At 40.5% G+C, this 25,753-nt stretch carries 26 protein-coding genes; 18 read left to right on the plus strand and 8 right to left on the minus strand.

Annotation, left to right across the window (positions count from 1 at the left end; genetic code table 11):
• Positions 1-106 precede the first annotated feature (106 nt).
• Entirely contained in the window at positions 107-1,828 is a 1,722-nt protein-coding gene (locus tag H5200_RS13995) for a DUF4105 domain-containing protein (RefSeq protein ID WP_259399217.1), read from the plus strand.
• A 30-nt stretch (positions 1,829-1,858) separates the two neighbouring features.
• Here the strand turns inward: H5200_RS13995 and tusA are convergent, their stop codons facing one another.
• The 3 genes from tusA to fadB form a co-directional block, all read right to left on the minus strand.
• Positions 1,859-2,098 carry a sulfurtransferase TusA gene (gene tusA, locus H5200_RS14000; protein WP_182718508.1) on the minus strand — a complete coding sequence of 80 codons (240 nt, stop codon included), beginning with the start codon at positions 2,096-2,098 and terminating at the stop codon, positions 1,859-1,861.
• Between the two features lie 203 nt (positions 2,099-2,301).
• The gene (gene fadA, locus H5200_RS14005; RefSeq protein WP_149983177.1) at positions 2,302-3,471 is read right to left on the minus strand and encodes an acetyl-CoA C-acyltransferase FadA; all 1,170 of its coding nucleotides are present in this window, start codon (positions 3,469-3,471) and stop codon (positions 2,302-2,304) included.
• Between the two features lie 4 nt (positions 3,472-3,475).
• On the minus strand, positions 3,476-5,635 hold the full coding sequence (gene fadB, locus H5200_RS14010; RefSeq protein WP_182761697.1) for a fatty acid oxidation complex subunit alpha FadB: 2,160 nt from the start codon (positions 5,633-5,635) through the stop codon (positions 3,476-3,478).
• A 194-nt stretch (positions 5,636-5,829) separates the two neighbouring features.
• Here fadB and H5200_RS14015 point away from each other — a divergent pair, with 194 nt between their 5' ends.
• From H5200_RS14015 to H5200_RS14085, 15 genes are all read left to right on the plus strand, one after another.
• Positions 5,830-7,716, plus strand: a complete 1,887-nt coding sequence (locus H5200_RS14015) for a transglycosylase SLT domain-containing protein (RefSeq protein WP_182761698.1) — start codon at positions 5,830-5,832, stop codon at positions 7,714-7,716.
• Positions 7,717-7,804: 88 nt separating this feature from the next.
• Positions 7,805-9,127, plus strand: coding sequence for a Xaa-Pro dipeptidase (gene pepQ / locus H5200_RS14020; RefSeq protein ID WP_182740624.1), 1,323 nt, complete (start codon positions 7,805-7,807; stop codon positions 9,125-9,127).
• Between the two features lie 68 nt (positions 9,128-9,195).
• Complete coding sequence (locus H5200_RS14025) at positions 9,196-9,810, plus strand: YigZ family protein (RefSeq protein ID WP_182740625.1); 615 nt, start codon at positions 9,196-9,198, stop codon at positions 9,808-9,810.
• A gap of 51 nt (positions 9,811-9,861) precedes the next feature.
• On the plus strand, positions 9,862-11,313 hold the full coding sequence (locus tag H5200_RS14030) for a TrkH family potassium uptake protein (RefSeq protein WP_182718503.1): 1,452 nt from the start codon (positions 9,862-9,864) through the stop codon (positions 11,311-11,313).
• 54 nt (positions 11,314-11,367) lie between these two features.
• Positions 11,368-12,048 carry a flagellar brake protein gene (locus tag H5200_RS14035; RefSeq protein ID WP_182740626.1) on the plus strand — a complete coding sequence of 227 codons (681 nt, stop codon included), beginning with the start codon at positions 11,368-11,370 and terminating at the stop codon, positions 12,046-12,048.
• 452 nt (positions 12,049-12,500) lie between these two features.
• Positions 12,501-12,713, plus strand: coding sequence for a calmodulin (locus H5200_RS14040; RefSeq protein ID WP_182718501.1), 213 nt, complete (start codon positions 12,501-12,503; stop codon positions 12,711-12,713).
• 77 nt (positions 12,714-12,790) lie between these two features.
• Positions 12,791-13,009 (plus strand): calmodulin, encoded by a 219-nt coding sequence (locus tag H5200_RS14045; protein WP_145241750.1) that lies wholly within the window; start codon positions 12,791-12,793, stop codon positions 13,007-13,009.
• Between the two features lie 148 nt (positions 13,010-13,157).
• Positions 13,158-13,370, plus strand: a complete 213-nt coding sequence (locus tag H5200_RS14050; protein WP_145241752.1) for a calmodulin — start codon at positions 13,158-13,160, stop codon at positions 13,368-13,370.
• 148 nt (positions 13,371-13,518) lie between these two features.
• Positions 13,519-13,731 (plus strand): calmodulin, encoded by a 213-nt coding sequence (locus H5200_RS14055; protein WP_145241754.1) that lies wholly within the window; start codon positions 13,519-13,521, stop codon positions 13,729-13,731.
• A 182-nt stretch (positions 13,732-13,913) separates the two neighbouring features.
• A complete protein-coding gene (locus tag H5200_RS14060) occupies positions 13,914-14,507 on the plus strand; it encodes a DUF998 domain-containing protein (RefSeq protein WP_149983182.1) in 594 nt (197 codons plus the stop codon).
• 88 nt (positions 14,508-14,595) lie between these two features.
• On the plus strand, positions 14,596-15,015 hold the full coding sequence (locus H5200_RS14065; RefSeq protein WP_310736237.1) for a GNAT family N-acetyltransferase: 420 nt from the start codon (positions 14,596-14,598) through the stop codon (positions 15,013-15,015).
• Positions 15,016-15,029: 14 nt separating this feature from the next.
• On the plus strand, positions 15,030-15,500 hold the full coding sequence (locus tag H5200_RS14070) for an OsmC family protein (protein ID WP_182718499.1): 471 nt from the start codon (positions 15,030-15,032) through the stop codon (positions 15,498-15,500).
• Between the two features lie 505 nt (positions 15,501-16,005).
• Positions 16,006-16,218: a calmodulin gene (locus H5200_RS14075; protein WP_145241758.1), complete on the plus strand. Its 213-nt coding sequence runs from the start codon at positions 16,006-16,008 to the stop codon at positions 16,216-16,218.
• A gap of 84 nt (positions 16,219-16,302) precedes the next feature.
• Positions 16,303-16,515 carry a calmodulin gene (locus tag H5200_RS14080; RefSeq protein WP_145241760.1) on the plus strand — a complete coding sequence of 71 codons (213 nt, stop codon included), beginning with the start codon at positions 16,303-16,305 and terminating at the stop codon, positions 16,513-16,515.
• 67 nt (positions 16,516-16,582) lie between these two features.
• Positions 16,583-16,798: an EF-hand domain-containing protein gene (locus tag H5200_RS14085; protein WP_182718498.1), complete on the plus strand. Its 216-nt coding sequence runs from the start codon at positions 16,583-16,585 to the stop codon at positions 16,796-16,798.
• A 69-nt stretch (positions 16,799-16,867) separates the two neighbouring features.
• On the opposite strand, the gene H5200_RS14090 is transcribed toward H5200_RS14085, so the two are convergent.
• The 5 genes from H5200_RS14090 to def form a co-directional block, all read right to left on the minus strand.
• Entirely contained in the window at positions 16,868-19,018 is a 2,151-nt protein-coding gene (locus H5200_RS14090) for a TonB-dependent siderophore receptor (protein ID WP_259399218.1), read from the minus strand.
• A 199-nt stretch (positions 19,019-19,217) separates the two neighbouring features.
• Entirely contained in the window at positions 19,218-20,594 is a 1,377-nt protein-coding gene (trkA, locus tag H5200_RS14095) for a Trk system potassium transporter TrkA (protein WP_064668279.1), read from the minus strand.
• A gap of 17 nt (positions 20,595-20,611) precedes the next feature.
• Positions 20,612-21,901 (minus strand): 16S rRNA (cytosine(967)-C(5))-methyltransferase RsmB, encoded by a 1,290-nt coding sequence (rsmB, locus tag H5200_RS14100; RefSeq protein ID WP_145241763.1) that lies wholly within the window; start codon positions 21,899-21,901, stop codon positions 20,612-20,614.
• The gene (gene fmt, locus H5200_RS14105) at positions 21,894-22,847 is read right to left on the minus strand and encodes a methionyl-tRNA formyltransferase (protein ID WP_182761699.1); all 954 of its coding nucleotides are present in this window, start codon (positions 22,845-22,847) and stop codon (positions 21,894-21,896) included. The genes rsmB and fmt overlap by 8 nt, the downstream gene beginning before the upstream one ends.
• Positions 22,848-22,873: 26 nt before the next feature.
• The gene (gene def / locus H5200_RS14110) at positions 22,874-23,380 is read right to left on the minus strand and encodes a peptide deformylase (RefSeq protein ID WP_145241766.1); all 507 of its coding nucleotides are present in this window, start codon (positions 23,378-23,380) and stop codon (positions 22,874-22,876) included.
• A gap of 118 nt (positions 23,381-23,498) precedes the next feature.
• Between def and H5200_RS14115 the strand changes: the two genes are divergently transcribed.
• Positions 23,499-24,620, plus strand: a complete 1,122-nt coding sequence (locus H5200_RS14115) for a LysM peptidoglycan-binding domain-containing protein (RefSeq protein WP_182761700.1) — start codon at positions 23,499-23,501, stop codon at positions 24,618-24,620.
• A 29-nt stretch (positions 24,621-24,649) separates the two neighbouring features.
• Positions 24,650-25,732, plus strand: coding sequence for a DNA-processing protein DprA (dprA, locus tag H5200_RS14120; protein WP_182718496.1), 1,083 nt, complete (start codon positions 24,650-24,652; stop codon positions 25,730-25,732).
• The last annotated feature ends 21 nt before the right edge of the window (positions 25,733-25,753 follow it).

Genomic DNA, 25,753 nt, shown 5'->3' on the forward strand with positions numbered 1-25,753 from the left:
GCACCTACTCATACTTATGACTACAATCAAATACTTACCAGCACTAGCACTGTTTGCTACGTTTTCATCTTATTCATCTAGCTCACTTTCCGAGCATCCAACCTGGTTGAAATTAGGGCATTATAAAAACGCATCAGCTCCTCAAAGTTATATTGAGAGTGATTCATTTTTTATCTCAAAAAATGGCAAAAATAACCCTTCATCCGAGTTAAAAGCAACGATTGATGCATTTAATAAAGACGCACAAATGCAATGCAAATATCCTGCTAGATATCAGTGGTTACTATCACAAGGGCTTGAATTCTCAGAGCCAAAGGTTGAATGCACCGAACTTATAGAGTGGAGAGATAAACAACCGATTCACTCTGTAAGTTTAGTCTTTGCTTCAGGGTATATGAGTAATCCGGCTTCGCTTTATGGTCATATGCTTTTAAAGCTAAATAGATCAACGCCAGAGCACAATAAGTTACTAGATTACAGCTTAAATTATGGCGCACTAGTTCCTGATAATGAAAACGGTTTGGTCTATATTACGAAAGGGTTATTTGGCGGTTACGAGGCCGGTTTTTCAGATCAACTATTTTACCGTCATCAACATAACTATGGTGAAATAGAGCTGAGAGATATATGGGAATATAAGCTTAACTTTAGCCAAGAAGACGTCCTCTTTTTAACTAATCATTTATGGGAAATTATGGGGGCTAAGTATTCTTACTATTTTGCGGATGAAAACTGTGCATTTCATATCGCAAGGGTTGTTGAATTAATTATAGGGGAGCAGTTAACGAATGAGCTTTCGCCTTGGGTTATTCCTGCGACTATTTTTTCTCGCTTAAATAGTGCTCAATATAATAACGAAAAGCTAGTAAAACAGATTGAGTTTACTCCTTCAAGAAGTAGTGTTTTTCATCAATATGAAAACAATCTTTCAGCGAAAGACTCCAAGCTGGCTTTAGCTATTTATCATTCGCAAAATATACTTTTTGAGCCGACATTTACAAATCTAGATGTGGTAACTAAAAAACGAATTATTGAAACTCTTTTTGAGTTTGTTCAGTTGCAACAAATAAAAAAATATGATGTTGAACACATTGAAAAGTTAAAAAAAGCTCTTATTAAAGCTCGTTTAGTCCTACCTCCAGGTAAAGAAACCTCTTTTATTAATTATGATAAACATGCACCGCATTCAGCTCAGAAACCCTCAAATATATCTATTTCTTCAACTGTGTATAAAAATGAACAAAGCCTAAATTTAGGTTTCAGATTGAGTTATTTTGATTCATTAGCTTCTGATATTGCCAGAGTTCCTTACTCTAATTTAGAGATGTTGGATGTTGAAGTTGCTTTATTTGATTCGCAGTTATATCTAGAAAAATTACATCTTTTAGATCTAGAATCATTTAACCCAGCCTATAGCCAGTGGCCAAATGAAGGCGGTTGGGCATGGCAGATAAATGTAGGTTATGAAAGAAATCGCAGCCAGTGCTTTAGTTGCTCAAGTACATTTGCCATGGCAGGAGTTGGAAAGTCATGGTTATTAAATGCTAATCAGTCGCTAGTGTACGGTATGATTAATGGTTATGCTGGTGAATTACAAAGCACCCAACAATGGCTGGATACTTCAATAGAGCTAGGATTTTTAACGACTGTAACTTCTAATTTAAAACTAAGAACATCAATTGAGAAGTTTTATCACCAACAGTTAAGCGGTATTGCAACTAACATCGAGCTATCAGTGCCTATCAATCAAGATTTCGATATACGATTTGGTTATAAACATGCAACAGAGTTTCAGTGGCAGCTGAAAATAAACTTTTACTGGGATTAATGAATGTTTTAATTATGGTTAATTATTGATTTATAGCCCTTTTTTCACTAAATATCGATACGGTACTGCATCCACTTCCTTTTCTAACAATGTGTGATCCATAAAGCGGCAGAAACTGGGGATATCACGGGTGGTGGATGGGTCGTCGGCAATAATTAATAAAGTTTCGCCATTTTCCATTTTACGTACCGCGCTTCTGATCATCATTACAGGCTCCGGACAGCGTAGGCCAATGGCATCTAATTGGTGATCGGGATTCTCAAAACTCATTGCATAACCTTTACTGTTTATTTAGCGCTTAACGATTAGTTTAAGGCTGCTAGTTTAACGACCTCAGCCTGATAAATAAAGTCACTTCACTTGTGCTTATAAAGCGACATAACTTAGCTGCAAAAAATTAATTATAAAAAAGCCGCGTCGATTTATAAATCGACGCGGCTTTTTATCACCAAGGTATTACTTAATACATTTTATTAATCTTGCACACGTTCAAATACCGTTGCGATGCCTTGGCCTAAACCAATACACATAGTGGCTAAACCATAGCGTGCATTTTTATCTTCCATCAAGTGGATTAACGAGGTGCTAATACGTGAACCAGAACAACCCAAAGGATGACCCAGAGCGATAGCGCCGCCGTTTAAATTCACTTTTTCATCAACTACATCAGCAAGACCTAGGTCTTTTAATACTGGTAGTGATTGTGCTGCGAATGCTTCGTTAAGCTCGGCAACATCGATATCATCAATAGTGATACCGGCTTGTGCTAATGCTTTTTTACTTGCTGGTACTGGGCCGTAACCCATGATTGATGGATCGCAACCTGCAACCGCCATGGCTTTAACACGTGCACGAATTGGTAAGCCTAGAGCTTTGGCTTTTTCTTCGCTCATTACTAACATAGCAGATGCGCCGTCAGAAAGAGCTGAAGACGTACCGGCAGTGACTGAGCCAGATGCAGGGTTAAATACTGGGCGAAGCTGTGATAAGCCTTCTACAGTTGTTTCTGGACGAATTACTTCGTCATCTTCAACTAAAATCAGTGAACCATCTGCGTCATGACCTTCCATTGCGAGGATTTCGCGGCGGAAACGTCCTTCAACCGTTGCTGCATGAGCTCGTTGATGTGAGCGGTATGCAAATTGGTCTTGCTGCTCACGGGTAATACCGTGAATAGTTGCAAGGTACTCTGCGGTTAAGCCCATTGAGCCAGATGCTTGTGCAATTGAAGTTGCTAAGCCTGGGTGAAAGTCGTTACCGTGGGTCATTGGCACATGACCCATGTGCTCAACACCACCAATGATGTAGGTATCACCAGCGCCAGTCATGATTGCGCGAGCAGCATCGTGTAATGCTTGCATTGATGATCCACATAAGCGGTTTACTGTTACCGCTGGCACTGTGTGAGGAATGCCGGCAAGTAATGCGGCATTACGAGCAACGTTAAAACCTTGCTCTAAAGTTTGTTGTACACAACCCCAATAGATATCGTCAATCGATGCTGGATCAACGGCTGGGTTGCGATCAAGTAAGCCCTTCATTAAGTGGGCGCTTAAATCTTCGGCACGCTTATGTTTAAATACACCGTTTTTTGAACGGCCCATTGGCGTGCGGATACAATCTACAATTACTGGAGTATTCATGGTCTTATCCTTCCACCTTATAGAAAATACGGCCTTCTTCAGCCCATTTGCGAGTTTGTTCAGATACTTGGTAAATCGCACCTAGATGAGCGTATTTGTCAGCTGTTGCAACAAAGTTAGCTAGTCCAGTTTGATCTAAGTAACGGAACGCGCCGCCTCTAAATGGAGGGAAACCAATACCATAAATAAGTGCCATATCAGCTTCTTGTGGAGAAGCAACAATGTTTTCTTGTAAACACAGTAGCACTTCGTTGATCATTGGTATCATACAACGGTCGATAATTTCTTGTTTATCAAACTCTTTCGGTGCATCAGTGATTGAACTAAGTAGCTCAACGGCTTGTGGATCTTGAGCTTTTTTCAAGCGACCGCGACGATCCGGAGCATACTGGTAGAAACCCGCTTTGTTCTTTTGACCAAAACGCTTTTCGTTAGCGAATATTGTTACCGGATCTTTTTCGGCACGTGACATGCGCTCAGGGAAACCATCTGCCATCACGCCAGTACAGTGGTAAGCCGTATCAATACCAACAACATCAAGTAAGTATGCAGGACCCATAGGCCAGCCAAATACGTTTTCCATTACTTTATCTACTTTGGCAAAATCAGCGCCTTCAATAACTAACTTACTAAAGCCGGCAAAGTATGGGAATAATACACGGTTTACAAAGAATCCTGGGCAATCGTTAACAACGATAGGTGATTTACCTAACTTTAAGGCGTAATCAACAACGGCGTTAATAGTTTGCTCTGAGGTTTTCTCACCGCGAATAATTTCTACTAGTGGCATTTTTGGCACTGGGTTAAAGAAGTGCATACCACAGAAATTTTCAGGTTTTTCAAGAGCCGTGGCTAATTCATCAATACGAATAGTTGATGTGTTAGACGTTAAGATAGTGCCTGCAGGCATGTCTTTTTCAAGACCTGCTAAAACGGCTTGTTTAACTTTAGGATTTTCAACAACTGCTTCAACAATGATATCAGCGCTTTGTAAATCGCTATCATTAAGAGTTGGTTTGATTTTACCTAACGTTGCTACCATTTTGTCCATCGCCATATGGCCGCGTTGAACTTTTTGACCTAATAGCTTAGATGCTTCACCCATACCTAAATCAAGCGCATCCTGTTGGATGTCTTTCATTATAATAGGTGTTCCTTTATAAGCTGACTGGTAAGCGATACCGCCACCCATAATGCCAGCACCAAGTACTGCAGCTTGTTTAATTACTACATCACTGGTTTTAGCTTGCTTGCGCGCTTTCCCCTTGATGTATTGATCTGCTAAGAAAATACCCGTTTGGGCTGCCGCTTCTGGGGTGCGTGCTAATTTAGCAAAGTTGGCATTTTCAATTGCCATTGCTTCGGCGCGTTCACAGTTTGCTGCTGCTTTAATAGTGCGAACTGCCATAATAGGAGCAGGATAGTGGCCTTTGGTTTTACCCATAACCATACCTTCAGCCATTGCAAAGCTCATACCTTGCTCAACACGGTTCAATTTAAGTGGTTGTAATTTTACTTGTCGCTTAGCTTGCCAATCTAGTTTTCCAGAGATTGCCAATTCAAGTGTTGAAATTCCTGACTCTATAAGTTTGTCAGTACTAACTACTGCGTCAACAGCACCTACTTTTAAAGCATCAGCTGCGCGGTTTTCGGCACCAGAGGTGATCCAAAGCATCGCATTATCAGCACCAACAATGCGTGGTAAGCGAACTGTGCCGCCAAATCCAGGCATGATGCCAAGTTTTACTTCTGGTAGGCCAATTTTAGCATCAGTGCTAGCAACACGATAATCGGTAGCGAGTACCCACTCACAACCACCACCAAGTGCTAAGCCATTTATAGCGCTTAAAGTTGGGAATGGTAAATCTTCTAGCGCGTCAAAAACATCAGTGGCATCTTTGATCCACGTTACTAATTCAGCTTCTGGTTTAGTAAAGGTAGGTAAAAATTCGAAAATATCGGCGCCAATAATAAAGTGTTCTTTATCACTGGTAAAAATCATGCCTTTGATATCACTGTTTGCGGCTAATTCTTTTAATGCAGAGGCGCAATCTTTCAAGGTTTGCTGAGACAAAGTGTTTACAGAACCTGCAACACAAAATTTGAACTCGGCGATATTATCCTTGATGAAAGCAACTTCAAAGGAATCGCTTTTATATAACATTATTATTCTCCCTAGTTAGTGAACTAAGACTGGTACGATGAGTTTGCATTTCAATCAGTGTGCTTGCTTTAAATTAAAAATGCAACGAAAAATTTACTGTGGTGTCTTACTACTGGTTAAAATATAGCTTGTTTGGTGCTAAGGTGTAGGCGAAGTGTTTGTCTTTTATTTACCTTTGAATATTTAAGGTCATCATGAAAAAACAATTTTTAAGTGTAACGGCAGCAGCATTATTATTTCCTTTATTTTCTGCCTACGCTAATACGGAGCATGACGCATTTTTAGATGCTGAAAAAAAAGTCAAATATGCTAGTTATCAAGAGTTTAAGGAAGTCGTTGCACAGCTAGACCATCCATTAAAGCCTTATGTAGAGCAACTCTATTGGCAGCGCCATCCTGATATTGAGCATCAATCTGAAATAGAGCGTTATTTAACTATTTATCAAAGTACGCCTTTAGAGTGGCCGGTGCGCAAAGCATGGCTGCAGAATTTACAAAAGCAAAACCGCAAAGCTGCTTTTATTAATAATTATCGCGAGACTACAAATAGTGAGCTGACTTGCACTTACCTGCAGTATCAGCTTGATTTAGGGGCGCCGGAACAAGCGATAATGAGTCAAGTAACAAATTTATGGACTGTCGGGAAATCACAGCCAGAAGAATGCGATTCACTATTTAATGTTTGGCGTAAAAAAGGTTATATGAGCCAAGAGCAAATATGGCAACGCATTACGTTATCGGCACAAGGTGGCTCGCAAAGCTTACTGCCATACTTAAAAACCTTATTACCGAAAAATGAGCAATACTTGGCTGACTTTTACCGAAAAGTTCGCAGTGATCCCAGTGCAGTAGCAGGAATGTACCGCTATAAGCATAAAACAGTTAAAGAAAGTGAAATTGCACACTATGGAATTAAACGCTTAATTTGGCGAGATAAAACCTTGGCGCTTAAGGCATGGGAAAAGTTAGACAAAATGTTTAACTATTCTGACGAGCAAAAGGCTGATGTTTACTATAGTTTTGCTTTAGCGCTGGCATCAAGTGGCCACCCTGAGGCGCGTTTTTGGTTGAGTAAAGTGCCCAAAGATCGCCAAGATCGTAAATTAATGCAATGGCAGTTAGGCAATATGCTAAAAACCCAAGATTGGTCGGGCATTGTGGCGTTTTTTACAGGTAAAGAAAATCTTAGTCTGGGTCAGCAATATTGGTTAGCGTATAGTTTAGAACAACGAGGTGATACACAGCGTGCTAAAGCTATTTGGCAAATAGTCGCAAAAGAGCGTGATTATTATGGATTTTTGGCTGCTGCGCGGTTGGGTTTACCTATTGAGCTCAATAATCAACCATTGTTAGTGAGCGACAAATTAATGCATGAGGTGGCTAATGCCCCTGGTTTTAAACGTGCTAAAGCGATGTATGAACTTGAGCGGTTTACTTCTGCTCGTCGCGAATGGAATTATTTAACAAGCACTTCTAGCGATGAAGAAAAGCTCGCGGCTTCAAAACTCGCAGCAGAATTAGATTGGTACGACAGTACTATTTATACTTTAGCGCAAATTAAGGCATGGGATTATGTAGAGTTACGTTTCCCATTTGCTTTTCAAGATTTATTTGAACGTTATAGTAAACGTAATCATATAGATGTTACTTGGAGCATTGCTATTTCGCGCCGTGAAAGCTCTTTTGCACCTGATGCACGTTCTCATGCTAATGCGCGTGGCTTAATGCAGCTATTACCAAGTACAGCAAAGTATGTAAATAAAAGTACTGTTTCAGGAAACCGTTTAAGTCAACCTAAGACCAATATACGTTTAGGTACAGAGTATTTAGAATACTTAAAAAAGAAAAACCATGGCAACGAAATACTAGCTACAGCCTCGTATAACGCCGGTTACCATAGAATCAGAAAGTGGCTACCAGATGAAGCCATGCCTGCTGAATTATGGATTGAGCTTATCCCGTATCGTGAAACTCGGGAGTACGTAAAAAATGTATTTGCATATCGTCAGGTTTATCACACGCGTTTAGGGCGCGAAGGAAATATATTGACACCAATATTGGATATGAAGATGGGTGGCTAAGGCACAAGTGCTTTAGCGCATCTGCATTGGGGTTAAACAGGGTCTATGTTAGACTTGAAATAAGTTAAATTTAACAGATGGGTTTTCTATGGATAAATTAGCCGTTTTATATGCCGAACATATTGCAACACTGCAGCAGCGTACTCGTACTATTATTGAACGTGAAGGATTAGAAGGTTTAGTGATCCATTCTGGACAAGCTAAACGTCAGTTTTTAGACGATATGTATTATCCGTTTAAAGTTAACCCGCATTTTAAAGCTTGGTTACCGGTCATCGATAATCCACATTGTTGGATTGTTGTAAATGGCAGTGATAAGCCAAAACTAATTTTTTATCGCCCAGTCGACTTTTGGCACAAAGTGCCAGATGAGCCACGAGATTTTTGGGCTGATTACTTTGATATCGAGCTATTATTACAGCCTGATCAAGTTGAAAAACTATTACCGTACGATAAAGCGAAGTACGCTTATATCGGAGAATACCTAGAAGTAGCCCAAGCGCTAGGCTTTAGCATTATGAATCCAGAGCCGGTGCTCAATTACTTTAATTACCACCGCGCTTATAAAACTCAATACGAACTTGAATGCTTACGCCAAGCTAACCGTATTGCGGTTGATGGCCATAAAGCGGCGCGTGATACCTTTTTTAACGGTGGCTCTGAATTTGATATTCAGCAAGCGTATTTAATGGCTACTCGCCAAAGCGAAAACGAAATGCCGTATGGCAATATTGTTGCGCTTAACGAAAATTGCGCTATTTTGCACTACACTCATTTTGAGCCTCAAGCCCCAAAGGCACATCATTCGTTCTTAATTGATGCTGGCGCTAACTTTCATGGTTATGCTGCAGATATAACTCGTACTTATGATTTTAAAAAGTCGGGCGAGTTTGCCGAATTAATTGCCGCAATGACACAACACCAAATTGCATTGGGTAAAGCATTGAAACCAGGCTTGTTATACGGTGAACTGCACTTAGATTGCCATCAACGTATTGCTCAGGTGCTTAGTGATTTTAATATTGTTAAGTTACCAGCTGCTGAGATCGTTGAGCGCGGTATTACGTCGACTTTCTTCCCGCATGGACTTGGTCATCATCTTGGTTTACAAGTACATGATATGGGTGGTTTTATGGCTGATGAAAAGGGTACGCATCAAGCCCCACCTGAAGGTCATCCATTCTTGCGTTGTACGCGCTTGATTGAGAAAAACCAAGTATTCACGATTGAACCTGGTTTGTACTTTATCGACTCATTACTTGGCGATTTAGCGCAAACTGACAACAAACAGTTTATTAACTGGGAAAAGGTTGAAGCGTTTAAACCATTTGGTGGTATTCGTATCGAGGACAATATTATTGTTCACGAAGATAGCTTAGAAAATATGACCCGTGATTTATCGTTAGATTAATTATCAGGTGTTAAAAGTTGGGGCCATATGGCCCCATTTTTTGCTTCATTATTTGGGTTTATCAAAGAATGTCAGAATATAAGTACCCAGCAGCAACCGTTTTTCATCAAGAAGAAATAAAAAAAAGCACCTTTATTGTGCATATCGCTCATACGCCAGATTTAGCCTCGGCAAAAGCGTTTATCCGTGAGATTGAAAGTAAATACAGTGATGCTCGTCATAACTGTTGGGCGCATGTTGCAGGCAATCCAGGTGGTAGTCATGTGTATGGTTTCTCTGATGATGGTGAACCAAATGGTACGGCAGGAAAGCCTATGCTTAATGTGTTAATGGGCTCTGGGCTTGGAGAAATCACTGCTGTGGTTACTCGTTACTTTGGCGGTATAAAATTAGGCACTGGCGGATTAGTCAGAGCATATGGTGGCTCGCTAAATAATGCCTTGGCACATTTAACAACCACATTAAAAGTTCCTAGTGTTGAGCTGGTGGGCTGTAGTGATTACAGCACGCAAGGAGCGATAGAGCAGTTACTAAAAACGCAATATCAAGTACTTAACATAGAAAAGCAATTTACTGCTAATATTGAATGGGTTATCACTATAGATAGCCGCCAAGCCACACAAGCCATAAAAGATATTTATGATTTGAGTCATGGCGCGGTTGAGTTAAGTATTAAAGAGTAAGACAATAGCATTCACGCACTAATCATTACTTAATAAAAAAGCGATAGCTCAATGCAATTTCGTACCATCATAAAAATTCTCGGCCAATTGGTTGTACTGTTTAGTATCACTATGGTGCCGCCGGCAATTGTATCGCTCATTTATAAAGATGGTGGTGGTGTGCCATTTGTCCTCGCATTTATATTCAGTGTAATTATTGGCTTAATTGCTTACTACCCTAACCGCCATGAGCATGGGGATTTGAAAGCACGCGAAGGCTTTTTAATTGTGGTGCTATTTTGGTTAGTTCTAGGGGCATTCGCATCTTTACCGCTGATTTTTTTACAAGAACCTAATTTATCCTTAGCAGATGCGGTATTTGAAGCGTTCTCAGGTTTAACGACGACAGGAGCAACTGTACTCACGGGCATTGAGTATCTTCCTAAATCGGTATTATTTTATCGTCAGCAATTACAATGGTTTGGCGGTATGGGGATAATCGTACTTGCGGTTGCGATACTACCCATGCTTGGTGTGGGTGGTATGCAGTTGTATCGAGCTGAAATTCCGGGACCTGTAAAAGACTCCAAAATGACGCCACGTATTGCCGATACCGCAAAACATCTTTGGTATATTTATGTGTCGTTAACTACGGCGTGTACTTTGGCATATTGGGCTGCAGGAATGAATTGGTTTGATGCAATTTGTCATTCATTTTCTACAGTTGCAATAGGCGGATTCTCTACTTACGATGCTTCTATGGGACACTTCGACAGTCCATTAATCAACTTTATTTGCGTGATATTTCTAATCATCGCTGCCGTTAATTTCACCTTGCATTACGCGGCTGTTTCGAGTCGAAATCTCAGGGTGTATATCCGCGACCCTGAGTTTAAAGTGTTTTTGTTTATTCAACTAGCGCTGGTGATTGTGTGTTTTACGGTACTGTCGTCCAATAATATATATGCAAACGGTGACGAAACGCTCGATCAGGCATTATTTCAAGCGGTATCAATTAGTACTACTGCGGGTTTTGCCACCGATAATTTTTCAGCATGGCCGTTGTTCTTGCCTATTTTACTGATATTTTCGAGTTTTATTGGTGGTTGTGCGGGTTCCACTGGCGGCGGTATGAAAGTAGTTCGGGTGTTTTTACTTTATCTGCAAGGAATACGTGAGCTTAATCGATTAGTGCATCCTCGTGCTATTTACTCTATTAAACTTGGTCGTAAGGCATTACCAGATAAAGTAGTTGAAGCCGTATGGGGATTTTTCTCTGCTTATGCGTTGGTATTTGTCATTATTATGTTAGCGTTAATGGGGACCGGTATGGATAACATAACGGCGTTCTCAGCCACCGCAGCTTGCTTAAATAACCTCGGCCCTGGTTTGGGGGATGTTGCGTCGCATTATGGCGCTATTAGTGATGGCGCTAAATGGCTATTAACCATTGCGATGGTGTTTGGGCGATTAGAGATATTCACCTTATTAGTGTTGTTTACACCGACCTTCTGGCGTGGTTAATTTGTATAAAAGCGATTACTTGTACAAGATGATTTATTTGTAGTTGGAAAGGAAATGGCAAAAACAAGACAACAATTAAACTTAGAAAACCTTGCCTATATTAGTGCTGGTAGCATTGTTGATGTCGAAATCTTAACACCCACAGCCAGCAAACGAGTTAAAACTGAATTTGTTGGTTTATTGCATGAGCGTTTTGTGATCTTAAATTACCCCTCAGCAAAGCGTTTAGGTAACGCGGGGGAATATTTAAAAGATGGTGTTGTGGTGATCGTCAGAGCGGTGCTTGAAAGCGGTGGTGGGCAAGTTATAGCATTTCGTCAGCAGGTTATGTCAGTGTCGTCGCACCCGGCACGGCTTATTTATTTAAACTTCCCAACTGAAGTGCAATTATTTAGTTTACGATCACAAACTCGTATTCCCACATTATTAGCTGCAAAAATAAAGTTTAATGACGAACGCGAGATGCAAGGAGTTATTAAAGATATCTCAGTAACTGGGGTGATGTTTGATGTAAAAAGCAAAGCTGATCTCAGTGAATTAAAGAATACTCAGTGTCATATTATGCTCGATAAAAATAATAAAGGTGTTACTGAGTTTAGCGGACAAATATGCAGTGTTAAAAGCCATGCCACTAGCGCGCAGTTTGGTATTCAACTAACGGCAAGTGAAGACGAGATGAAAACTTTCATGAAAGACCACTTTATTGACCTTTCAGTGCTTGAGCCGCTGGTGTAAATTTGTGCATATTCGCTATTTTGCGACAAAATAGCGGATATACCGTAACCTACCTTAAAGAACTCTAAATTTATTTTTATTGTTATTAATTATCAGTAACATAGATTTTTTATTTATTTCAGTTGCTAGTTTTCAGCTGGTTAATTTCAGCGCCTGTCACTTTTCTTGCCTATAAAAATATAAATACGAACACTGTAAGTACTGATCTGTGTCTTTTCTATTAAACCTAATCAATTGATTTTTATAAACTATATTTTATAGGTGGTTTACGTGTTGCTAAAAAGCAACAAAAAACACCGTAAATAGCCAGTCAAAAGTAAAATTTATTTTTAACGATTTGATTTTAAAGGTTTTTTAAAATGTGGCACCGAAGTTGTAATAGTCTAGTTGTACAGAACGAAAATGTGATTAGCACATCGTTCGAAACCATAAACATTGAAGGAATATTTATTATGAACACATTAAATAAAACGTTGGCACTTATTGCTCTAGCATCTTCTTCAGCCGCATTTGCTGCAACAGACTTTGACACATTAGATGTTGATGGTAATGGCGCAATTAGCCAAAGTGAAGCTTCAGTTGATGCTGAGCTTATGAGCCAATTTGCAGAGCTTGATAGCGACGGTAACGGCGAGCTTTCAAAAGCAGAGTTTTCAAAAGCTTAATGTCGCTTTTTGACAGGGAAAAATGAAAAGGACTTCGTAACACACTATTAATCATCTCAGGTGAAAGGAGATAACCAATGAACATACTAAATAAAGCGATAGTACTTATTGCATTAACCTCTTCATCAGCAGCATTTGCCTTTGAGGCGTTAGACTTCGATACCCTTGATGTTGATGAAAATGGTGTGATCAGTCAAGTTGAAGCCGCAGAAGATGCTGAGCTTTTAAATAGATTTGCAGAGCGTGATACTGACCAAAACGGTGAGTTATCAAAAGAAGAGTTTTCAAAAGCTTAATAACCTAATACTGAGTTTATCCTGAGTTGCCAAAGACAACCTAAGTGGGCAGGGAACCCATGATAAAGGATAACAAGGAAGACTTTACTCGCATTGAAAACCAGTATTGAGACAAATTTTTTGATAGTACATTGAAGGAATATTAATTATGAACACATTAAATAAAACATTAGCACTTATTGCACTGGCATCTTCATCAGCGGCGTTTGCTGCTACCGATTTTGATACGCTAGATGTTGATGGGAATGGAGCTCTGAGCCAGCAAGAAGCATCAATGGGTGGTATTACATCTACAACATTTGCAGAGCTTGATACTGACCAAAACGGTGAGTTATCAAAAGAAGAGTTTTCAAAAGCTTAATAACCTAATACTGAGTTTATCCTGAGTTGCCAAAGACAACCTAAGTGGGCAGGGAACCCATGATAAAGGATAACAAGGAAGACTTTACTCGCATTGAAAACCAGTATTGAGACAAATTTTTTGATAGTACATTGAAGGAATATTAATTATGAACACATTAAATAAAACATTAGCACTTATCGCACTGGCATCTTCATCAGCGGCGTTTGCTGCTACCGATTTTGATACGCTAGATGTTGATGGCAACGGCGCAATCAGCCAAAGTGAAGCATCGGTTGATGCTGAGCTTATGAGTAAATTTGCAGAGCTTGATACAGACGGTAACGGTGAGCTCTCAAAAGCTGAGTTCGCAAAGGCCTAATTATAGCTTCCGCCTACAAGGAATTTTAAAAGGACTTTTACATTGATTACGTTCAAAAGCAGCCAATACCCCCGGGCTGCTTTTTTTATGCCTGTGTGCTTCCTGTGCGGTTAAGTATATTATTTACAACATAAATACATCAGCTTATTATCGTGGTATTAATTTATACATGGAAGTTGCTAATGTTAGAGATTATTAGTTTATATTCAGCACTAAGCGCGAGTATATGGATTGTTGCTGGGGTGTATATCGCTGGTAGGTGTTATCCAAACTATAGTCATGCAAAGCAATTTTGCAGCGAGCTCGGTGCTGCTGGCAGTCCCACGGAAAAACTATCCCCGCTTATTAATAACTATCCTCTTGGGTTACTATTTTGTTTATTTGGTTGGTATGTCGTACAGCTGGAAAATACCGCTATATTAATTATGTTGGTCGGTTGGCTTGTCATGATTCATGGTGTGGGTACCTGGATTGCCGGTTACTTCCCCATGGATGCGGATCCTAATACTAAAAACCCTACTTTGAGTTGCCAAATACATTCTTGGGCTGGCTTGGTAATGCTGCTGTCTTTGCTGATTGCGCCAATTTTTGTTGCTGTAAGTTCATATACCGGTATTTCATTTCGGCTTTTTTCAATTTTGTGTGTGTGTATTACCTGTTACTTTTTAGTTTTGTTGACGCAAGCATTTAAGCAAAAAGGCAGTGTAGGCACTTATCAACGATTAGCTTATGGTGTGCAGTTGTTGTGGTTGAGTGCATTTTCGTTGGTGCTGTAATTTAATTTTAGATTTCAACAGTAAGTGTTGCTTTGTAAAACGCTTAAGCAAAGATGAATTAGATATTGAATGACGGAGATTAGGCTTAGTGAAAAGTGTTAGCTATACCGTGGAACTGAGCTGTCCATCTTTAGAAGAATTTTGTTTATTAAGAGAGAAAGTCGGTTGGGGTAAAGTTAACGCTGATCTGGCGAATACTAGTTTAAACAACTCGTTATTTCATGTAGTGATCCGACAGGAGGGGCTACTTGTTGGTATGGGTCGTGTAATAGGTGATGGTGGTTTATTTTTTTATATCCAAGATGTTGTTGTCGATCCTGACTTTCAAAGGCAAGGTATTGGTGCGTTGATTAAGGATAATATAGAAATGTATTTGGCTGGGGCAGCAAAAAAAGATGCAACCATCGGACTGCTCTCAGCCAAAGGTAAAGAATCTTTTTATGCTCGTTACGGATATTTTAGTAGGCCGGATAAAATTCTGGGCTGTGGGATGTGTAAATTTACTTAGGATGAAAAATTTCAATGTCTGAATATGTAGCAAGTGTTGTGTGGTCTCGCCAAGCAGAAGAGTTGTTTATCGATAATAAATATAGCCGAGGTCACTTGTGGCAATTTGATGGTGGGGCAACTATTGCTGCATCCTCCTCACCGCATATCGTGCCACTGCCATATTCTGTGGCAGAAAGTGTCGACCCCGAAGAGGCATTTATTGCGTCATTGTCGAGCTGCCATATGTTATTTTTCTTATCTATTGCGGCAAAAAATAAGTTTATAGTTGATAGCTATCAAGATGATGCTGTTGGTTTGATGCAGCGCGCTAGTGATGGGCGTATGTCGATGACTCAAGTAACTTTAAAACCATGTGTGAAGTTTGCCGAAAATGAGCAACCTAGTGCAGAGCAATTAGAAGAAATGCATCACCAGGCTCATGAGTTATGTTTTATCGCCAATTCGGTGAAAACACATATTGTGATTGAAATTGTTGGTGCTTAATTAAATTGTAAGAATACCCAGAGCGTTAAAACTGCAATATCGTTGCTATTGTTTCGCATAATGGCAACAAAACACGAATTTTCATAAACTAACTGCGTTTTTATTTTTTACTTACCAAAATAAATTTAATTTCCCCTTACAATTCAGATTGTTAATTTATGAAAAAAATTTAATTTTTATCAGTTAAAGTTGCTGTTCAGTTGCGGTTAGGGTACTCATCTTTGAAAAAAACACTATTATCAGCATAGTTTATCGAGTTGTGTCATTTTTATAACTATTAACCATTTGATTTATATGGTTTTATAGGTTAACGCATAAATCTTGTTGCTAAACTGCAACAGAATAGTCCTTCTAAATTCCACGAAAACATCAAAATACAATGTAACTCAATGATTTTTAATGGTAATAAATTGTTGGCACCGAAGTTGTAATACTCTAGTTGTCTTGAACGAAACGGTGATTATCACTTAAGTTCACAACCATAAACTTTGAAGGAATATTTATTATGAACACATTAAATAAAACATTAGCACTTATCGCATTAGCTTCTTCATCAGCAGCATTTGCAGGTACTGACTTTGACACCTTAGATGTTGATGGTAGCGGCACGATCAGCCAAAGCGAAGCGGCAGTTGATGCAAAATTAATGAGCCAATTTGCTGAGTTAGATACTGATGGTAATGGTGAGCTTTCAAAAGCTGAGTTTTCTGAAGCGTAATCGCTTATTTTCATACAAGGATCTTTGCAAAGGACCTGCGCATTTGATTAAGCAAGCACACTAAATTTTGGAAGGAAGATAATTATGAACACATTAAATAAAACTTTAGCACTTATCGCGTTGGCATCATCATCAGCTGCTTTTGCAGCAACTGACTTCGATACTCTTGATGTTGATGGCAATGGTGTAATCAGCCAACAAGAAGCATCTGCTGATGCGACTATTTCAGCTAAGTTTGCTGAGCTTGATACTGACCAAAACGGTGAGTTATCAAAAGAAGAATTTTCAAAAGCGTAATTTCAGTTTCCACAAACAGGGATCTCTGAAAAGGATTTCTTTCTTTTAAATTATTAGGAATAACACTATGAAACATATTAATACAGCACTTGCTATTTTTGCCTTAGCGGCTTCATCAACTGCGTTTGCAGCAGTTAGTTTTGACACATTTGATACTGATGGAGACGGCGTGATTAGCCAAAAAGAAGCCTCTGTGAATGCACAGTTAGTTGAAATTTTTGCTGACTTAGATACAGATCAAAATGGTGAGCTATCGAAAGAAGAGTTTGCCAGAGTACAATAAAACGTACAGCACAGTACCAAAAAAGCAGCTTCATTAAGCTGCTTTTTTGGTTAACTTGAAGGTGGCTTGCTATAAACTGTAGTCAAATTGCAGTGAAAATTTTCGCGGGTTACCATAGCGGTATTGATTATAAAAACCGATTTGGTTGTAATAAATTTTATCAAATAAATTATCAATATTAAGGCTAACAGTCATCTGCTTATTAATTTGATAGCTGGCCATTAAACTGGCTATACCATAGGCTTTTTGTGCAACTTCAACCGTGCCAAATGCAGGGTTTTTTACATCATCGTAGCTGCGACTCTGCCAGCGATAACCACCGCCAATTTTTACGCCCTGTAAGCTATCGCTTAATTGATAACTAGTGAATAACTTAAACTGATCTTTTGGATTGATGGTATTTAAAGTTGTGCCATCTGGCCTTTCACCTTTACTGCGAGTATAGCCAAAGTAAGCATCCCAAGTATCGCTTATCGCGCCATTGAGTTCTAGTTCAAAGCCTTCAGTAATGGTGCCATCAATCGCTTGGTAAATATCTTGGTTAGTTCCTGGAATTGTTGCACCGGTATATTCTCCCCAGTTATCTTGATGGATTTCAAAACCAGACAGTGACATATCTAAACGCTCATTAAATAATGAGGCTTTAATACCCACTTCGTAGTTTTTACCTTGAATTGGTGCTAAGTAATTACCATTTTCGTCCACACGGCTTTGTGGTGTGAATATATCGGTGTAATTGGCATACAGCGCCCAGCTGTCGTTTAAGGCATAAGTGGTACCAAGATAATTGGTCGGTTCATTATTCAACTCGTAATCATGCTTGCTACCAAAACTGTCTTGTGTGGTTTGCCATTGATTTAAACGACTACCCAAAATAATAGATAGCGCATTAGTTACGTTAAACTGTGAAGCAAAATAAAGTGCGCTTTGCTTTGTCGTGCCATACGAGCCATAGGCAGGTGTGGTTTGCCAGTTAGGTTTTGGGTAGTCATAATCTGTTGCAGTAAAGTCGCCAATGACAGTCGGTGGCTGTTGGTTTGCAAAATAAGGCGTTGAAAAATCTTGATCTTGGTTGTTGTAACCAAAAAGCAATTGGTGGTTTTGCCCAAACCAGTTAAACCTACCTGCTAGCTCTATTTCATAGGTTCGTTGTATTCTTTTCGCATCAATATAATTTACTGAACCGGGCTTCATGCCTATATTCGTTTGTGAGTCAGGGTTACCTGTCGCCCAAAAAACATCGTAATGTAGGTCATTATTACCATATATATAGCTCGCACTTAGCTGCCAATTAGCATTGAAGTAATGCTCAATACTCATAAAGCTATTCAATGCTTTAGTTTTTGAAGATGACCAATTTGGCGCTGTTGAAGTTTCTCGGTCATAGTTAGTACGGCTGCCATCGCTATAAAAAATAGGTAGTCCACCCGACATCGTGCCTTTTGGGTCTGTGGTTTGCGTATCAACAGCAAAAGTTAACAGGGTACTATCAGTTAGGTCAGCTTCAACAATACCGTATAACGTGGTTTTTTCTTGGCTGAACCTGTCTTGATATGATTGCTGATCTTGATAGGCGAGTACGGCACGCGCACGCACGGTTTCACTGCTATTTAAACTACCCGATGCATCAACCACACCACGATAGTTTAGCCAAGAACCAACCGTTGCAGAAATATTTACTTGGTTATGCACAGTAGGGCGCTTACGTATTAAGTTAATTGCTGCTGATGGATTACCTGCACCGAGCATTAACCCTGTGGCACCCCGGACGACTTCAATGCGTTCAAAAATTGCTGTGTCTGTTAAATTATCGCCGTAATTAAAGCGGGTATCGTAGGTTGTTGCTATGCCATCATATAAAATACTGGTAACACTGATACCGCGCGCTGAAATTGAATATTTACCATTATCGGCCTCTCTTGCATTGATGCCGGTTACGCTGGTGATGGCTTCAATAGCACTATTTAATTGTTGATCGGCCATAAATTGACTGGTGATAGTGATAGCTGATTGCGGAGTTTGCAAGTGGCTGAGATCAAGCCCTGTTGCTGAGTTCATTGCACTTACTTTGTAGCCGCTATCTTGCTGGCCCACGATGGTTAGTTTTTCAATGTCGTTTTTAGCTTCGGCATTTGCATTCGTTGACAGTCCACACACAAGAATACCAATAACACTGCAATATGTAACACAAAGAGGGGTGTTTAAAGTTGGGTGTATCATTTGAAGAAATCCATTTATATTAAAAAATGTGAAATTAACTTCTCACAGAAAGAGAAAACGCTTGATTATCAAACAGCGTGAGAGTAATGGATTTGGGTACAGAAGTAAATGCTTTTGAGATTGATTTTCATTTGCATGTATTGGAGGTGGAAATTCACCTTTCGATACAGTTGCTTTGTGTCGAAAGGTGAGGAGTAACTTAGAGAAAGATAGCGCTAACTTGGAACAGTTTTTCAACTACGTTGATATGCTTTTTATCGATCAAGAACATAATGACGTGATCGCCTGAGTGAATTATCGTGTCGTCGTGGGCAATGAGTACATCATCATTACGGACAATCGCGCCAATCGTGGTACCTGCAGGCAGCTTAATATCAGCAATTGCACGGCCGACAACTTTAGAGGTATGTTCGTCGCCATGGGCCACCGCCTCAATGGCTTCTGCTGCGCCTTTACGTAATGAATACACATTAACAATATCACCGCGGCGAACATGGGTAAGCAGGGCAGAAATCGTGGCTTGCTGTGGTGAAATGGCAATATCAATTTCGCCACCTTGCACTAAATCAACATATGCACCGCGCTGAATAAGCACCATGGTTTTTTGCGCACCCATGCGTTTAGCGAGCATGGCTGACATAATATTAGCTTCATCATCATTGGTTACCGCGATGAATACATCAACTTGTTCGATGTGTTCTTCTGATAACAACTCCTGATCTGACGCATCACCACAAAACACCACTGTATTATCAAGCATTTCTGATAACTGCTCAGCACGTTCTTTATTTCGTTCAAGCAATTTTACGCTATGATTCTTTTCCAGAGAGCGAGCAAGCCCAGCACCAATATTACCGCCACCAGCAATCATAATTTTTTTGTATGAACGCTCTAATTTCTGTAGTTCATTCATTACTGCACGAATATGTTTGGTGGCAGCGAGGAAGAACACTTCATCATCCGCTTCAATTACTGTAGTACCCAGTGGTTTGATTGCTTTACCTTGGCGGTAAATCGCGGCAACACGAGTTTCAACATTAGGAATATGCTCTTTTAATGCTGACAATGCATAACCGACTAACAATCCGCCGTAGTAAGCCTTTACCGCAACCAGCGAGAGCATGCCATCGCCAAACTCTAAAACTTGTAACGCACCAGGATAATCAATCAAGCGACGAATATACTTAGTCACTAGTTGCTCTGGAGCAATATAGTGGTCAACAGGTAAATCATCGTTTTGAAAGAGCTTTTCGCGGTACTTTAAGTATTGCTCAGAACGGATCCGAGCAATTTTAGTCGGCGTATTAAAAATACTATACGCGACTTGGCAAGCGACCATGTTCACTTCATCTGAACTGGTCACTGCGATGATCATATCGGCGTCTTCCGCACCGGCGCGGCGTAATACATCAGGGTGGGCACTATGACCTGTAACACCCTGTAGATCGTATTTATCTTGTAACTCACGTAATCGGTTGCCATCAATATCAACAACCGTGATTTCGTTTTGTTCACCTACCAGGTTTTCAGCGAGTGTACCGCCTACTTGTCCTGCACCGAGTATGATTATTTTCATGGTTTACTAAAAGCTTCTTATGAGTGTGTTTTTATAAGCTTGGCATAATAAAATCCGTCACTCTCACCAGGCAGTAACTGCAGCCCAGGGTTGCTTGGGGTATCGTTATCATGTAGCGGGATATGTTCAACATCGTTATTATTTGCTAAAAATTTAGCGACTTGCTGTTGGTTCTCTTGTGGTAATACCGAGCAGGTTGCATAAATTAGCGTGCCACCTGGTTTCAATAATGGCCAAATGCTATTGAGAATATCGCCCTGGAGTGTCGCCAGATCATTGATATCTGATGCACGACGTAGCCATTTGATATCTGGGTGACGACGAATTACACCCGTTGCAGAGCAAGGAACGTCTAATAGAATACGGTCAAACTGTTGCTCATCCCACCATTTGTGTGGCTGCGAAGCATCGGCACATTGTAAATCAGCGCCTAAGCCAATTCTTTCAAGGTTTTGCTTTACACGTTCAAGGCGGGTGGCATCGCTATCAAGTGCCAGTACATCAGCATCTGCGAGTTCTAGAATGTGACAGGTTTTACCACCGGGTGCTGCGCAGGCATCTAGAATATGCTCGTCAGCTTTTGGATCTAACAAGCGTGCCGCAAGCTGTGCTGCTGCATCTTGTACTGAACATGCGCCGGTGTCGAATTCAGGCAACGAAAACACATCGCGCGGTTTATCCAGCTTAATACCATCAGGGAAATCAGGATTGAGTGTATGTTCAATGTCATTAGCAGTGAGCATTTCGCTATATTCAGCGGTGCTATATTGCGCTTGGTTAACACGCAACCACATTGGTGCTTGCTGCTGGTTCGCTTCTAGTAGAGCTTGCCAAGAGTCAGGGTAAGCTTCAGTTACTTGTTTGATAAACCAGTTTGGGTGGTTGTATAAACACACTGGTATTTGCTTGGCTTTTTCTTCAAGCTCTACTTGCTGGCGCTGAAAGCTGCGTAAAATAGCGTTGATCAAGCCTTTTAAACCCAATGCGCGCAGTTGTTCTAATGCATTAACCGTTTCGCTAATGGCTGCATGCGGTGGAACCCGCATATGTTGTAGTTGGTAAATGCCCACATACAGTAAGAACTGGAATATACGGCGCTTACCTTTAAGTGGCTGCTCAACTAAATGTTGACAATAATTTTCTAAACTTGGTAAATAACGCAGTACGCCGTAACAAATTTGCTGTAATAACGCTTTATCTTTAGGTGGTAAACCTTGGCTGGCAAAAGGCAGCTCTTGATTTAATGAGGCGCCTTTATCAACCACGTTATATAAAGTTTCGGCGGCAAGCGCCCTGACATTACTCATTGTGTTCGCCTATTCGTGTGCCAGGAGTTACCCAGTCTGCTCGACCATTTAAAAAGTCAGTAATGGCCATTGGCTTTTTACCTTGTGGTTGTACTTGAGTGATATTAAGTGCGTTAGTACCACAGGCAATCACAATGCCGTGTTTATCGCTTTGTAATACCGTGCCTGCCGTGCCTTGCTGGTCAACGACATTAGCTTGATAAACTTTTACAGTGTGTTCACCCATTTGGGTAAAACAGACCGGCCATGGATTGAATGAGCGGATATTACGCTCTATTTGCGCTGCGTCCATCGACCAATCAATATTTGCTTCGTCTTTCGATAGTTTTTTAGCGTAATTGGCAAGCTCGTCATTTTGTACTTGCGGGGTAATTTCGCCATTAGCTAACTTAGTAATGGTGTCTATTAGTGCGCTTGGGCCTAAATCGGCAAGCTTAGCGTATAAACTTGCACTTGTTTCAGTGGCGGTAATAGGGCAGCGGCTAATATGCAGCATGTCGCCGGTATCTAGGCCTTCATCCATTTGCATTATGGTGACGCCAGTCTCTTCATCGCCCGCCCAGATAGCGCGTTGAATCGGCGCGGCACCACGCCAGCGCGGTAAAATTGAGCCGTGTACATTTAAACAACCAAGCCGTGGCGCCTCTAAAATTGATTTTGGTAACAGTAATCCATAAGCGACCACGATCATAAGGTCAGCATTTAAGCTGCTTAGTTCAGCCAGAGCGTCGTCACTTTTTAATGAGGCAGGTTGAAACACTGCTAACTCATTGGCCAGTGCGAGTTCTTTCACTTCACTGGCTTTGAGTTTTTTACCGCGCCCTGCTGGACGGTCGGGTTGGCTATACACGCCAACAATTTGATGCTCTGAGTCGATAAGAGCTTGTAAATGGCGCGCAGCAAAGTCTGGCGTACCGGCAAAAATAATGCGTAATGGTTGTGTCACTGAACTTCCTAATTATTACTAAGGTATTATTGCGCTGCTAACTTAGCTTCTTTTTCAAGTTTTTTACGAATACGTTGGCGCTTTAACGGTGATAAGTAATCGATAAATAGTTTACCCTGTAAATGGTCAAGCTCATGCTGGATGCAAATTGCTAATAGCTCATCAGCATCTAAACTAAACTCTTCGCCATTTTCGTTTAATGCGGTCACTGTTACAGTTTCTGCGCGGTCAACTTTTGCATAAGAGTGTGGCACAGATAAACAGCCTTCTTCACTTACCGTGGTGCCATCTTGTTTAGTGATTGTCGGGTTGATCAATACTAACGGTTCATCACGTTCTTCTGATACGTCAATGACCACAATACGTTGATGAATATCGACTTGAGTCGCAGCTAATCCAATGCCGTTTTCATCATACATAGTTTCCAGCATGTCTTTTACAATTTGGCGAATTTGGTCGTCAACTTGCACCACTTCTTTTGCTATTGTACGTAAACGCTCATCTGGAAATCTTAAAACTTCTAACCTAGCCATAGTAACCTTTTTCACTTGTGCTTAATTTAGGGTATTGTATGCTCTTATTTTAGCCATTCGCGTTCACCTTTAACAGGTTTTGGTTGATAATAATGAAAAAACACCACAAGGAAGCTCAATGAAATACCCATTACTCGCGGCAATGTTGGCATTAAGTGCTACTTTCCCATCGTTAGCAGATGTATTAACTATAAAAAAAGATGCGCCTAAACAATACGTTGTGAAAAAGGGCGATACACTTTGGGATATTTCAGGAGTTTATTTGCAAGAGCCTTGGCAGTGGCCGGAACTTTGGCAAATGAATCCACAAATTAATAATCCACACCTAATTTACCCAGGGGATGCACTGTCTTTAATCTACGATGAGCACGGTAATCCACGTTTGGTGATTAATCAGGGTTATAAAAAGCTTTCTCCACATGGTCGAATTGTACAAAAAGGTAAAAATGCGATCCCTACGTTACCTCTTGAGCTGCTGCGTCCTTACCTAACCTATGAGCAAGCACTAAATGCTGAAGACATTGCCGATAAACCTTATATTTTAGGTGCCAATGTCAACACTAAAATGAATACCGAAGGCCATATAGTTTATGTTAAAGGTGAGCTGAAATTACACGAGTCATACGCTATTTACCGCAACGGCGAAGCATATGTTGATCCGCAAACGAACGAAGTGTTGGCTAATAAAGCACAATTAGTGGCGGTGGGTCGTGTATTTAGAAAAGGTGATATTGCCAATGGTGTACCTGCTTCAGTTAAAATTGAACAGGTAAAGAGAGAAATCAAAGCGGGTGACTTTTTAATGCCTGCGATAGAAGGTCAGCTATTACCTGCGTATTTTAATATTCACCGTCCTGAGCAGCCAGTGCAAGGTGAAATCATCGCATCAGTGAGTGGATTACGAGAATTCAGCACAATGGATATTGTAGTGCTAAACTTAGGGTCAGAGCAGCAAATTAAAGAAGGCCATATTTTAGATATTGAGCGTCAATCACCGACTGTTTTTGATGGTCGCAATGGCCCACGCTACAAAGAAGATTCAAATAGCCTTGAAAAGTTAGTAACAAACGCCAACGAATTTTTTGGCGTTGAGGCAGATGCCGACACGACTGTGTGGCATATGCCAAAAGAACAGGTCGGGCAGCTAATGGTGTTTAAAGTTTATAAAAACGTTAGTTATGCCTTAATCGTAAAAAACCAGCACCCAATCCGAGTCGGTGATTTTGCAGTTATAAATTAATTCAGGTTTGAGTGCCCTAAGGAGGGAGCATGAAAGATTCATCAGGCAAGCTAACCCATTGGCTTGCCTTTTATTTATGTAAAGGCTTAGGTGTTAAAACCTTATTGGCATTGGCACAAAAACTGCCATTAGATGATTTGTTTGAGCTGACTCACGATCAGCTTACCGGTCATGGTTTAAGCCCGCAGGTCGCCACTAATTTACTAGCAACCGATTGGCAGCAAGTTGACTATTATCAACAGATAATTGTTAACTCACAGATAACCGCAATTGATTACTTCGATCCTCACTATCCACCATTATTAAAAGAAATTGCTAGCGCGCCTTTATTGCTATTTTGCCGAGGCAATTTAGAGTTATTGACCAGTCCGCAAATCGCTATTGTTGGAAGCCGCAATGCCACGCCAATCGGTTTAGAGATCGCCGCTGAATTTGCTCATCAACTCACTGTGGCTGGATTAACGGTAACTTCCGGAATGGCGCTTGGTATTGATGGTGCTGCCCACAAAGGAGCGCTGGCGGGCAATGGTAAAACCATTGGAGTGCTTGGTACTGGAGTGGATGTTTATTATCCTAAACGGCATAAGTTACTCACCGATCAAGTATCCGAACGGGGGATGTTGGTGAGCGAGTTTTTACCCGGTACAGCCGCTAATGCTAATAACTTCCCAAGACGTAATCGTATAATATCTGGTTTGTCATTAGGTGTGTTGATTGTCGAGGCTGAAATAAAAAGCGGTTCGCTTATCACCGTGCGTTATGCGCTGGAGCAAAACAAAGAAGTTTTTGCAGTGCCTGGTTCAATTAAAAATCCACTCTCTGAAGCCAGTCACTTTTTAATTAAACAAGGTGCAAAGCTGGTGGAAAATGTCAGTGATATTCTCGACGAAGTGAGCTTTTTCTGCGAAAACAGTCTATATACTATAGAAGAAGCAACGGTTGATGAACCTGCCTGCGAAATACTAAACAGTGTTGGTTTTGAAGTAACAGCTGTTGATTTAATTGCTCAGCGTAGCCAGTGGCCAATAGATAAAGTGCAAGCACGTTTACTTGATCTTGAATTGGAAGATAGAGTAGAGCGTGTATTAGATGGCTATATTAGAGTTCGATAAGCTTAGTGTGGAGGAAAGTAA

Origin of the sequence: Pseudoalteromonas sp. SG43-7 (assembly GCF_014164295.1) — a bacterium.
Taxonomy (GTDB): Bacteria; Pseudomonadota; Gammaproteobacteria; order Enterobacterales; family Alteromonadaceae; genus Pseudoalteromonas; species Pseudoalteromonas rhizosphaerae.